This is a genomic window from Caulobacter sp. GW821-FHT11A05 (assembly GCF_058809015.1).
On the sequence record NZ_JBXASF010000011.1, the window covers coordinates 72,082 to 83,965 of the forward strand.

12 protein-coding genes are annotated in these 11,884 nt (G+C 68.6%); 9 read left to right on the forward strand and 3 right to left on the reverse strand.

Annotated features, from left to right (window positions below; translation table 11 throughout):
- Positions 1-107: 107 nt before the first annotated feature.
- From AC1RSK_RS16165 to AC1RSK_RS16175, 3 genes are all read left to right on the forward strand, one after another.
- On the forward strand, positions 108-698 hold the full coding sequence (locus AC1RSK_RS16165) for a hypothetical protein (protein WP_492908609.1): 591 nt from the start codon (positions 108-110) through the stop codon (positions 696-698).
- Between the two features lie 8 nt (positions 699-706).
- Entirely contained in the window at positions 707-1,324 is a 618-nt protein-coding gene (locus AC1RSK_RS16170) for a nitroreductase family protein (protein ID WP_492908610.1), read from the forward strand.
- A gap of 84 nt (positions 1,325-1,408) precedes the next feature.
- Positions 1,409-2,176, forward strand: coding sequence for a hypothetical protein (locus AC1RSK_RS16175; protein WP_492908611.1), 768 nt, complete (start codon positions 1,409-1,411; stop codon positions 2,174-2,176).
- A gap of 303 nt (positions 2,177-2,479) precedes the next feature.
- Here the strand turns inward: AC1RSK_RS16175 and AC1RSK_RS16180 are convergent, their stop codons facing one another.
- The gene (locus AC1RSK_RS16180) at positions 2,480-3,394 is read right to left on the reverse strand and encodes a hypothetical protein (RefSeq protein ID WP_492908612.1); all 915 of its coding nucleotides are present in this window, start codon (positions 3,392-3,394) and stop codon (positions 2,480-2,482) included.
- A gap of 64 nt (positions 3,395-3,458) precedes the next feature.
- The gene (queF, locus tag AC1RSK_RS16185) at positions 3,459-3,914 is read right to left on the reverse strand and encodes a preQ(1) synthase (protein ID WP_492908613.1); all 456 of its coding nucleotides are present in this window, start codon (positions 3,912-3,914) and stop codon (positions 3,459-3,461) included.
- Between the two features lie 86 nt (positions 3,915-4,000).
- On the opposite strand from queF, the gene AC1RSK_RS16190 reads away from it, so the two are divergent.
- From AC1RSK_RS16190 to AC1RSK_RS16210, 5 genes are all read left to right on the forward strand, one after another.
- Positions 4,001-4,804, forward strand: coding sequence for an SDR family NAD(P)-dependent oxidoreductase (locus AC1RSK_RS16190; RefSeq protein ID WP_492908614.1), 804 nt, complete (start codon positions 4,001-4,003; stop codon positions 4,802-4,804).
- Between the two features lie 66 nt (positions 4,805-4,870).
- Positions 4,871-5,647: a LytR/AlgR family response regulator transcription factor gene (locus tag AC1RSK_RS16195; protein WP_492908615.1), complete on the forward strand. Its 777-nt coding sequence runs from the start codon at positions 4,871-4,873 to the stop codon at positions 5,645-5,647.
- A 118-nt stretch (positions 5,648-5,765) separates the two neighbouring features.
- On the forward strand, positions 5,766-6,965 hold the full coding sequence (locus AC1RSK_RS16200; protein WP_492908616.1) for a serine hydrolase domain-containing protein: 1,200 nt from the start codon (positions 5,766-5,768) through the stop codon (positions 6,963-6,965).
- A gap of 331 nt (positions 6,966-7,296) precedes the next feature.
- On the forward strand, positions 7,297-7,995 hold the full coding sequence (locus tag AC1RSK_RS16205; RefSeq protein ID WP_492908618.1) for a TorF family putative porin: 699 nt from the start codon (positions 7,297-7,299) through the stop codon (positions 7,993-7,995).
- Positions 7,996-8,112: 117 nt separating this feature from the next.
- On the forward strand, positions 8,113-9,294 hold the full coding sequence (locus AC1RSK_RS16210; RefSeq protein ID WP_492908619.1) for a JmjC domain-containing protein: 1,182 nt from the start codon (positions 8,113-8,115) through the stop codon (positions 9,292-9,294).
- Between the two features lie 21 nt (positions 9,295-9,315).
- Here AC1RSK_RS16210 and AC1RSK_RS16215 read toward each other — a convergent pair whose 3' ends face one another.
- Complete coding sequence (locus tag AC1RSK_RS16215; protein WP_492908620.1) at positions 9,316-9,597, reverse strand: hypothetical protein; 282 nt, start codon at positions 9,595-9,597, stop codon at positions 9,316-9,318.
- A gap of 138 nt (positions 9,598-9,735) precedes the next feature.
- On the opposite strand from AC1RSK_RS16215, the gene AC1RSK_RS16220 reads away from it, so the two are divergent.
- Positions 9,736-11,871 (forward strand): malate synthase G, encoded by a 2,136-nt coding sequence (locus AC1RSK_RS16220; protein ID WP_492908621.1) that lies wholly within the window; start codon positions 9,736-9,738, stop codon positions 11,869-11,871.
- Positions 11,872-11,884: the final 13 nt, after the last annotated feature.

Consider the following 11,884-nt stretch of genomic DNA (forward strand, 5'->3'; position numbering starts at 1 on the left):
GCCACTGTTAACGCGACATCTCAGCCCAACAGGTTTTCCCCGGGGGCGTTGCGTCAGCGGGGTGGCGGCCTTATCCCTTGTCGGTCGCGATGGGAAGAACCCTGCTCATGAAGACCATCCTGCTGACGCTGGCGGCGCTTGCCAGCCTGTCGATCGCGCCCGCCGCCCTGGCCGGTGAGGCGCCGCTGGACCGCGAGGCCCTGCGCGGCTTGGCCCAGAGCGGCAATCCGCTGTGCGGCGGCTGGCGCGACCGCGACGACAGCTGCGAAGACGTCGGCTTCATGGAACTGCTGCCGCAGGACCAGGTGCTGCACACCTACCGCTTCCGCATCAGCTTCGAACCCGACTACGAGGTGGTCATGCAGGAGACGGCCACCATCGAGGACGGCGCCCTGTGCAGCACCTATTCGACGGCCAGCCTGACGCTTCGGGTGCTGGCCGACGGCGAGCCCGCCCCGATGGAACAGGCGCTGTCGATCAGCGCCCTGTTCCAGGAGTCGCTGTCGGAATACGAGGGCAAGCGGGTCTGCGAGTCCTTTTTCCGCGACGCCGGCACCGGCGAGCTGACGACCGTGGTGACCATCGACGGCGAGCGCAGCCCGGACCTGGAATCGAAGTACCGGGTGCTGGCGCCGCAGGAACGCATCCACCTGCGGCAGCTGGACGAATCCATCGACCCCAAGCGGCAGGACGTCTGATCCCCCCTGTGCCAACAGTTCCCCCCTCCCCCGCGTTCGGCGAAAGCCTGCCCCAATCCACTTCCCAGCCCGTACTGGACTTCCTGGCCCGCCGCCGCTCGGCCTCGGCCCTGACCCTGGCGGCGCCGGGTCCGAGCGAGACCCAGCTGGCTGACCTGCTGCGGCTGGCCGCCCGGGTTCCCGACCATGGCAAGCTGGCCCCCTGGCGGTTCATCGTCCTGACCGGCGAGGGCAAGGCCGCCTTCGCCGCCGGCCTGGAGGCCATCGCCGCCAAGCGGAATGACGCGGCCAAGCTGCTGGCCAAGCTCGGCAAGCTGAAGGCCCCGCCAATGGGCGTCGCCGTGGTCTCCAGCCCCAAGGCGGGCGACATCCCGGAGTGGGAACAGCTGCTGTCGGCCGGGGCCGTCTGCGCCAACCTGCTGCAGGCCGCCGCCGCCATGGGCTACGGCGCCAACTGGATCACCGACTGGTACGCCTACGACGACGAGGCCCGGGCCCTGCTGGGTCTGACGGCCGAGGAGCGGGTGGCCGGCTATGTGTGGATCGGCACGCCCTCCGAGGCGCCGGCCGAGCGGGTGCGGCCTGAGGTGGCGGCGCTGACCAGCGTCTGGCGCCAAACGCCCTGATTGGCGCCATGACAGGGGTTTAACTGGCGGGCCCGCCCGGGCCTCGTTAGGTTTCCCCGACTTTTTCGGGATTGGGATTTCGACATGCGCCTCCTCGCCATCGCCGCGCCGCTGACCGCGCTAGCCCTCTGCCTGCCGGCCGCCGCCTCCCAGCCGCTGCCGACCTACGACAAGGTCGGGCTGAAGTGGAAGAACCCGCCGACCGTCGTCGACATGGCCCGCCACTATCCGGTCCGCGCCAAGGCCAAGCAGATCGGCCGCGGCATGGCCGAGGTGGCCTGCTCGGCCCGCAACACCAGCGGCGACCTCAGCTGCAAGGTGGTCTCCGAGTCGCCCGAACGGGCCGGCTTCGGGGCCTCGGCGCTGGCGGTGATGAGCCGCGCCCGGGTCGAGGCCGTCGACGGCGGCGATCCGCGCGGCCGTACCTTCGGCTTCCGCCTCAAGTTCGGGACCTGGGGCGGGGCCGACCTGCCGGCCAGCTTCCAACCGGGTCCGGGCCTGAACTGGTCGCGCTTCCCGACCATGGGCAAGTGGTCGATGAGCGGCCAGGACCGCTACGAAACCTTCAGCGCCAACTTCGACTGCACAGCCCGCGCCAACGGCCGGCTGACCTGCACCTCGACCGGCGGCACGCCCGACGTCCCGCAGTTCCAGGAGGCCGCCAGCGCGGCGATGGCCAAGGCCCGGGTGATGAGCGCCGACGGCGCCCCCGTCGAAGGCGCGCGGTTCAGCTGGACGGTCTCGGTCCAGCGCCAGAACTGGTGCTCGCCGGGCCAGGAGGAGGTCTTCCAGGACTCCGAAACCCCCGGCCAGATCGGTCGCTGCTTCCCCAGCCTGGTGCAGGTGCGGTAGCGGCGCTTATCGAAGCGGCCAACCATTGTAACCTGAGCGCGGGCGGTCGAGGGCGCTGGTTTCAGTTAAGTCATTGAAATAGCGTGCCCGGCGCGTGGATCGGCTGTTGGCGAATGTGGGCCGAGGCGTAGGTCGGTCCGCAGGTCGAGGGTTGCCAGATGTCGCCCGGTTCGTGACCTCGCCAACCTACATATCAGTGGGGCCGGCAATCGGCCCGTCTTGGGCCATTTTGAATATGTCTAGACATATTCATGTTACGAGCTGGGAACCGGTGACGGGGCGTCACAGGGCACGCGAACTTCCCTACCGATCGGCGGGCTTTGGAGAACCCAGGATGTCGGAGGCCATGCGCCGCTTCATCGCGCTCATCTGAACGTGGCCGCGATTGACCTCACGCGGCGCCAGGTAGAGAGCCGTCAGATAGGACCTGTCCCAAGGGGTGAGCTCGAGCACCGGCGGCTTTCCGGCGTCGCGGTCCAGAAACAGGTTCAGGATCGAGGGAACCGGCGAGCCGCTGAATTCCGGATCGACCTGCGCGACGCTGACGTAGGCAATGTAGTCACAGAGAGCGCCAAACTCGATCTTTCCGACCCTTGTCGTATCGACCACGACAATGGCCCTGGAGAAGTCTTCCCGGGTCGTCGGCTTGTTTCGCAACACGCCATCGGCGCTGATGAAGACCGGCGGATTGCCGCCAGGTTCTCGAATGAAAATCTTGCCATCCACGGTCACCCTCGCCGATACGAACCACCAGCGGACCGGCGCCGTGGTCGCATTGAATTTCTTGAACGCCGTCTTTCCCGCCGTCATCTCCAGGTCATTCGTTGAGAAGGCAAAGGCGTCCTTCTTGACCGCGGCCTTCACGAAGGCGTCGGAGTCCGAGGTGAAACTCACATAGAGATTTGCGGAACAACCCGGCGGACCGACGGTCAGGCCCGCCACCCGCGCCGCCTTTTCGATTCTTTCGCGCACCAGACCGCCGTACTCTGGCTTTATGCCGTCGATGAAGGGGCAGATGGACTTGTCCCAGCGGCCAAGTCTTCGGTTGGCGGTATTGACCGACACGCCATCGACATAGGCCTCGATATTCTGCTGGTCGGTTTTGCGTTTCTGCGCCCGGATCTCGACGCCCTCGACCGTCGTCGCCCTCTCCTGAGCGCTCACCGAACAGGCCAGCAGCCCGACACCCATCCACAGCCAGCCCAGGCGTCGAGTCATGAAAACCTCGTTCGCCGAACGATATTTTTCGGTCGAACGCTCGTCAAGCCAAGCCGGCGACGGCCTATCCCCGTCCGCGATACGGGGCCACGCCCTGATCCGGCAGCCAGAGGCCCTCCGGCGGGGCGCCGCTCTGCCAGAAGACATCGATGGGGATGCCGCCGCGGGGGTACCAGTAGCCGCCGATGCGCAGCCACTTCGCCTCCGCCGTCTCGAAGAAGCGGCGGCCGATGGCGACGGTGCAGTCCTCGTGGAAGGCGCCGTGGTTGCGGAAGCTGGCCAGGTAGAGCTTCAGGGACTTGCTCTCGATCAGCCAGTCGCCCGGCACATAGTCGATGACCAGGTGGGCGAAGTCGGGCTGGCCGGTGACCGGGCACAGGGAGGTGAACTCCGGGGCCACGAAGCGGGTCAGATACTGGACCCCGGCCTGGGGATTGGGCACGCGTTCCAGCACCGCGTCCTCGGGACGTTGCGGGGCTTCGACGTGCTGCCCAAGCTGGGTGAGATGGGTCTCTTGCATCGGCGCGATGTAGACCCCGCCTCAGCTAGGGACAAGGGCGGCGGGTCACGCTATCAAACCGTCAAACATCTGTTGGGAGCGAGATCATGGCGGGCAAAGACTTCGACGGCTTCGTGGTGGTGGTGACGGGCGGCTCGACCGGACTGGGCCGGGCCATCGCGGTGGAGGTGGCCCAGCGCGGCGCCCGGGCGGTGATCGTCAACTATGCCTCCAGCAAGGACGAGGCGGCCGAGACGGTGCGGCTGGTCGAGGCCGAAGGCGCGCAAGGCATCCTGGCCCAGGGCGATGTCGCCGACGACGCGGCCTGCAAGGCCATCGTCGCTCTGGCCGAGCCGTTCGGGAAGATCGACGCCCTGTTCAATAACGCCGGCATGACCAAGTTCGCCCCCAACCACAGCGACCTGGACGCCCTGCAGGCGGAAGACTTCACCCGGCTCTATTCGGTCAACGTCGTCGGCGCCTTCCAGATGGTGCGGGCGGCCCGGGCGCTGCTGGAATCGGCGCCGCAGCCCGGCGCGGTGGTCAACACCAGCTCGATCGCGGCGGTGACCGGCATCGGCAGTTCGGTGGCTTATGCCGCCTCCAAGGGAGCGATGACGACCATGACCCTGTCGCTGGCCAGGGCGCTGGCCCCGAAGATTCGCGTCAATGCGGTCTGCCCCGGCTTCATCGACACCCCCTGGTTCGGCAAGTCGATGCCCGACGCGACCGTCGAGCGCCTGCGCGAGGGGGTGATCAAGTCGACGCCGCTGCAGGCCGCCTCGACGGCCGAGGACATCGCCGCCTCGACGGTGTTCCTGGCCTCCCCCGCCTCACGGCATGTGACGGGCGAGACCCTGCTGGTCGACGCCGGCGCGCACCTGGGCTTCGCCTCGCTGTCCATGCGCTAGGGCGGCGGCGTGAGACCGCCCGTCACAGGCCCGCTGCGCCGCGCGATCCCGGCGGACGGCGCGGGTATGCTGACGGGCTTTGGCCTGCTGTTCGCGGGATACCTGTTCGCCTTCACGACGACCCTCGACCAGCCCCTCCCGCGCTCGGTCACCTTCGCGGCGATCAACACCCTGGGGGCCGTCGTCGCCAGCCTCCTCTTCCATCCCCTGGTCACGCGTTTCGTGGTCGGCCGACCCGCGCCCTGGCCGGCGTTGCTGCACCCCGTGCTGGCGGTGGCCTTCGCGGTCGTCTGGTATTTCTGCTCCCTGGCCGGCTTCGCGATCACACCCAACTGGATGAACCAGGGCCTGCGGGTGGCGCCCTTCGGGGCCGTCGCCCTGAGCTGGCAGATGTTCCAGGGCGTCACCGTCTATGCAGTCCTGGCGCTGTTCATCCATTGGCGCCGGGCGCTTGGCGACCTCCAGCGACAGCGACAGTCCCCGCCGGAGGCCGCCGCCAGGCCGCCGGTGACCGCCCGGCCCGAATCGCTGCTGATCCGTTGCGACAAGGAGGTGGTTCCGGTTGCGGCGAGCGACCTGGTCCGCATCGCCGGAGCGGACGGCTATTCGGAGGTGTTCACACGGACCCGCAAGATCCTGTCGACGACCTCGCTGGCGCGGTTCGAGGAAATCCTGCCAAGCGACCAGTTCGTCAGGGCGCACCGCTCGCATATCGTTCGCCTGGCGTCGGTGGAGCATGCCGAGCCGGCCGGAAACGCTCGGCTGCTGCTCCACCTTGAGGACGGCGCCAGGATCATGACCAGCCGGGCCGGCGCCAAACGCCTGCGCGAGCTCACCGTTTAGCCGGCTCGCCATGTCGGTTGGCGCAGGTTTCGCGTCGGTTCACGGGTTTTTTCTCCGACCCGGGTCGCGGTCGCCAGACTGACCAGGACGAACAGCGGCGCGGCCGCCAGGAGGATCTGTGAAGTCGAAATTTCGAAGCGCCATCGGGCGCTTGGCGGCGTGCGGCCTGCTGGTGGTCATCGCCGGGTGCGGCGCGACGTTCAGATCGGCAGACGCCGCCTCGCCGCCGCTTCCGTCCGCCAACACCGAAAGCGCCATCGCCGACGTCCTGACGCGCCACGGCATCGTCACTGCAGGGATCGGCGTCATCCGGAACGGCGAGCTGGTCTGGGATCGCTACTACGGCGAACAGTCTCCCGGCGTTCCGACCACGGCGCAGACCCGCTTCAACGTGGCGTCGATCACCAAGACAGTCACCGCCGAGACCATCCTGCGCCTGGCGGATCAGGGGCGTCTGTCGCTGGACGAACCGATGGCGCCCTATTGGGTCGACCCCGACATCGCCGCCGATCCGCGCCACCTTCTGCTGACTCCGCGCATGGCGCTCAACCACACGACCGGCTTTCCGAACTGGCGGTTCTTCCTGCCCGGCGGCAAGCTGGCCTTCCAGCACCCGCCGGGCGAACGCTTCGGCTATTCGGGCGAGGGCATCGAATACGTCGCCCGGTTCGCGGAGCGAAAGCTGGGCAAGCCCTTTCCAGAGCTCGTCGCCGAAACTGTGTTCCAGCCGGTCCGCATGACGGGCAGCAGCATCGTCGTGCGCCGCGCCGACACGGCGGCCATCGCCCGTCCGGTCGATGAGGCGGGCAAGTTCCACGGCTTCTTCTGCCGTCCAGAAGGCGCCGGCTGGTGCCGTCCCGAGGGCGGGTATTCGGCCGCCGACGACATGGTCACGACGGTTCGCGACTATGCGGCGTTCCTGAAATCAGTGGCCGGCGCGCAGGGTTATGGCCCGGCCATCGCCGCCGACCGGGATCGCGTGCAGACCGACAAGGGCGACCAGCGCGTTGTCGACTGCGGCGCAGTCCCGGCTGTCCCCTGCCCCGACGCCCAGGGCTATGGGCTGGGGTTCAACGTGCTCAAATACGGCGGGACCACCGTGCTGGGCCATGGCGGCGCGGACTGGTCGGAGCAGACGGTCGCCTATGTCGCCAAGCCGTCGGGGTCGGGGGTGGTGCTGTTCCTCAACGCGCCCAACCGGCGCGCGCTCGCCGCTATGCCTGAGCTGCTGGAGCTGGTGGATCCGGCGTCGCCGTTCCTGCAGGAGTATCGCCGGTGGCTGGCGCAGGCGCAGGCCCGCGAGGCGGCGGCGCCCTGAAACCCATCAGCATTCGGCGGCTGTCACGACTCGCCTCCCCGTCGCCGGCGATGCGCCAAAGCCACGCGTTCCGTCTTTATGCGGACCGGCCGCATCGTTAATGGCCTGTCAAAACGAGTCGTGACACAAGCCGCGCTGCCTAAAAGTTAGGCGAAGGGGGTCGAGCATCGCTCAAAAGGGCGACAGGCCGCGACAGTGCGCCTTGTAGCTGCTGCCGAGGTTAGCCGCCCGGGAACCCTTCGCCCATCTTGCGCGGGACTTCCGATCGAAGAGACGGGGGCGACGCATAGGCGCTTCGGCGTTTCTTGCGCCAATCATAAAGGGGATAGCTATGAAATTCTGGAAACTGGCCCTGGTCGGCGCTGCCGCCTCCCTGGCCCTCGGCGGCGCGGCCTTCGCGCAGGACGACGCGGCGGCTGACGAGTTCTCGTTCAGCTACAACGCTGGCATCTCGTCCGATTACATCTTCCGCGGCGTCAGCCAGACGGACGGCCCGCAGGTGTTCGGCGGCGTCGATATCGCCAACGGCCCGCTGTACGCCGGCGCTTGGCTGTCGAACGTCGACTTCGGCGACGACACCGACGCCGAGCTCGACCTCTACGTCGGCGTGAAGCCGGCACTGGGCCCGGTGACCCTGGACCTGGCCGCCATCTACTACGCCTACATCGGCGACTCGAGCGCTTCGGACTACGAGTTCTTCGAAGCCAAGGTCGCGGCCTCGATGCCGGTCGGCCCGGTGACCCTGGGCACCGCCTGGTACTACTCGCCGGAATTCTTCGGCAACACCGGCGAAGCCCTGTACGGCGAAGTCAACGCCGCCTACGCGATCAACGACAAGTGGTCGGTCGGCGGCGCCTTCGGCAGCCAGGACGTCCAGAACGCCGGCAACTACAACACCTGGAACCTCGGTGTTGGCTGGGCCCCGATCGATCATCTGGCGCTCGACCTGCGCTACCACGACAGCGACCTGGACTGCGTCACCTACTGCGGTGAGAAGGTCGTCCTGACGCTGAAGACCACCCTGCCGTAGGGCTTGGGACGGGACGGGCCGGTCCCGTCCTCCCTGGGACCGGTCAGATGAGGCCGTCGCAGCCCTCGCGGGGTGCGGCGGCCTTTTCCTTTCGAGGCGCCCCGGCTATCGAGGGGCATGGACAGTTTCGCCGACCTCCTGGCGCCGATCACGCCGCAGCAGTTCTTCGCCGAGGTCCGGGGCAAGGCCCCGCTGCACATTCCCGCCAGGACCGGCTCGCGCCAGGGTCTTCTGACCTGGGATCGTTGGAACGAGATCCTGTCGGTGTCCAGCAGCTGGACCGAGCCTCGGCTCAAACTCTACATCGAAGGCCGCCGGATTGCCGCCGAGCACTATTGCGACAGCATCAACACCCTGGATGGCCAGCAGCTGCGGGTGAACCCGCGCAAGGTGCGGGTTTTCCTGTCGATGGGCGCCAGCCTGGTGGCCAACGCCGTCGAGACCATGACCCCGGAGCTGCGCGGCGTCGCCCGGACCCTGGAGAAGGCCCTGCTGGGGCTGACCAGCGCCAACGTCTACAGCTCGTTCGGCGGCCGGCGGGCCTTCAACAGCCATTTCGACACCCATGAGGTGTTCGCCTTCCACACCGAGGGCGAGAAGGTCTGGCGCATCTATGAGGGCCGGGCCGACAATCCCGTCGTCGGGCCGCCGGACCACCCGGAGGTGCAGGCCCAGCTGGACCGCCAGAAGGGCCGGCTGCTGCGCGAGGTGACCATGCGGCCGGGGGACCTGCTCTACATCCCGCGCGGCCAATTCCATGACGCCCTGGCCAGTTCCGAGGCCTCGCTGCATGTGACCTTCTCGGTCGAGCCGCGGACGGCGCGGATCCTGTTCCGGGTGCTGGAGCAGGAGGCGATGAAGGACAGCCTGTTCCGCGATTGGCTGCCCTCGCCTGAGCAGGACGGTGGGGCGGCGTTGAAGGCGCGCTTAAGCGAGCTGGCCGACCGGCTGAAGACGATTGCGAGCAGCGACGCGGTGCTGGGCGAGGTCGCCGACCTGCAACGGTCGATCTTCGGAGAGCTGTCGGAATACAGCCTGCCGGCCGTCGGCCCGCTGGAGGCCTATGAGACGGCGCCAAGGCCGGCCGAGGTGCTGCGCACCGCCGAAGGTTGGGTGCTGCGCACCCAGGGACCGCCGATTCCGCTGGAAGGGCTGCACAAGCCGATGACCTGGATCCTGGGCCGGCCGGCGTTCACCGTGCAGGAACTGGCCGCCTGGCACCCGCATGCCGACGAGGCGGCGCTGCGGCGGCTGGTCGAGCGGCTGGCGGCGGCGGGAATGATCCGGCCGCGGCGGTAGCCATTCGTATCTCGGCTTGGCCTATCTCGGCTTGGCGTCGCCGGTCGTCCGGCCGGAGTCCATGATCTGCTGGGCCTGATCCTGGCGTTTCCGCCAGCCGTCCTTGGTGTCGCAGATCTTGGTCTTGCGGCGCGACCCGACGACGGCCTCGCGCTTGCAGGACAGGCGGTCAGGGTCGGCGACGCCGATGGCGCCGACCGGGAAGCTGGCGCGGACCGGCTCGCGCACCTCGATCGGGGCGACGGGGGTGACGGGCGCCGCTTCGGCGGCCATCAGGGCGAGGGCGGAAATCAGGACCAACACGGGGTGCGCCTCATGCTTGCAACGGCCAGGAAGCAACCACCCGACCGTGGCGAGGTCAAGGCGCCTCGATGGGCTTGACCCGCTGCGCCGGCTTGACCACACACAACCCCCAACTGGGCCTCCAACAGGCGCAAGCGCATGCAGATCACCGACAAACTGACCCTCGACGACACCCTCCACGCCTTCGTGGAGACTGAGCTCCTGCCCGGGACAGGCGTGACGCCGGCCGCCTTCTGGGCCGGGCTGGAGCGCATCCTGGCGGACTTCATGCCGCGCAACGCCGCCCTGCTGGCCAGGCGGGACGAGCTGCAGGCGCGGATCGACGGCTGGTGGCGGGAGCATCGCGGCAAGGCCGTCGACGTCGCCGGGCAGCGGGCCTTCCTGACGGACATCGGCTACCTGGCCCCCGAACCGCCGGCCTTCGAGATCACCACCGGCAACGTCGATCCGGAGATCGCCCGGCTGGCCGGGCCGCAGCTGGTGGTTCCGGTGTCCAACGCCCGCTATGCCCTCAACGCCGCCAATGCCCGCTGGGGTAGCCTGTACGACGCCCTGTACGGCACCGACGCCCTGGCCCCGCCGCTGGCGGCCAAAGGCTATGACGCGACGCGCGGCGCGGCGGTGATCGTCTATGCCCGCCAACTGCTGGACCGCACCGCGCCGCTGGCCGAGGGGTCGCACGCGGACGCCGTCGGCTACCGGGTCGAGGATGGCCGGCTGGTGGTGGCGCTGGCCACGGGCGTGACGGGGCTGAAGGACGCGGCGCAGTTCGCCGGCCATCGCGGCGAGGCCGGGGCGCCGGCCGGGGTGCTGCTGATCCACAACGGGCTGCACCTGGAGATCGTCGTCGACCGGGACCACCCGATCGGGCGGGACGACCCGGCCGGGGTGGCGGACCTGGTGCTGGAATCGGCGCTGACCGCCATCCAGGACTGCGAGGACAGCGTCGCGGCCGTCGACGCCGAGGAAAAGGTTCAGGTCTGGCGCAACTGGCTGGGGCTGATGAAGGGCGACCTCACTGCCAGCTTCGCCAAGGGCGGGCGGACCGAGACGCGGGCCCTGGAGGCCGACCGGGTCTTCACCGGGCCGGACGGCGCGGCGCTGACCCTGCGCGGCCGCAGCCTGATGCTGGTGCGCAACGTCGGCCACCATATGACCAGCGACGCAGTCCAGTTCGAAGGCGTGGCGGTCTATGAGACGGTGCTGGACGCGCTGATCACCGTGGCGGCGGCGATGCACGACCTGAACGGTGGCCGGCGCAACAGTCCGGCCGGGTCGGTCTATGTGGTCAAACCCAAGCTGCACGGCCCGGAGGAGACGGCCCTGGCGGTCCGGCTGTTCAATCAGGTCGAAGAGGTGCTGGGGCTGCCCCGCAACACCGTCAAGATCGGGGTGATGGACGAGGAGCGGCGGACCAGCGCAAACCTCGCCGCCTGTATCCACGCCGCCCGCGAGCGGATCGTCTTCATCAACACCGGCTTCCTCGACCGCACCGGCGACGAGATTCACACGGCCATGGAAGCGGGGGCCATGATCCGCAAGGAGGCGATGAAGGGCGAGCCGTGGCTGGCGGCCTATGAAAAGCGCAATGTCGAGATCGGCCTGAGCACCGGTTTCACCGGCCGGGCGCAGATCGGCAAAGGCATGTGGGCGGCGCCCGACATGATGAAGGCCATGCTGGAGGCCAAGGTCGCTCATCCCAAGACCGGGGCCAGCACCGCCTGGGTGCCCTCCCCGACCGCCGCGACGCTGCATGCGCTGCACTACCACGCCGTGGACGTGGCGGCGGTGCGGGCCAGCATGGACGTGTCGTCGCCGACCGGCGCGGACGATCTGCTGACGCCGCCGCTGGCCAAGTCGAACTGGAATGAGGCCGACATCCAGCAGGAGCTGGATAACAACATCCAGGGCCTGCTCGGCTATGTGGTCCGCTGGATCGACCAGGGCGTCGGCTGCTCCAAGGTGCCGGACATCCACGACGTCGGGCTGATGGAGGACCGCGCCACCCTGCGCATCTCCAGCCAGCACCTGGCCAACTGGCTGCATCACGGCGTCTGCGGCGAGGCCCAGGTGCGCGAGACCTTCGCCCGCATGGCCGGGGTGGTCGACGCCCAGAACGCCGGCGATCCGCTGTACGAGCCGATGGCTGGGCACCCAGAGAGCATCGCCTGGCAGGCGGCGCTGGAGCTGGTGTTCGCCGGGCGTGAGCAGCCGAACGGCTATACCGAACACATCCTGCACAGGCGGCGGCGGGAGCGGAAAGCGCGGGGCTAGGCCGCCGAACCGC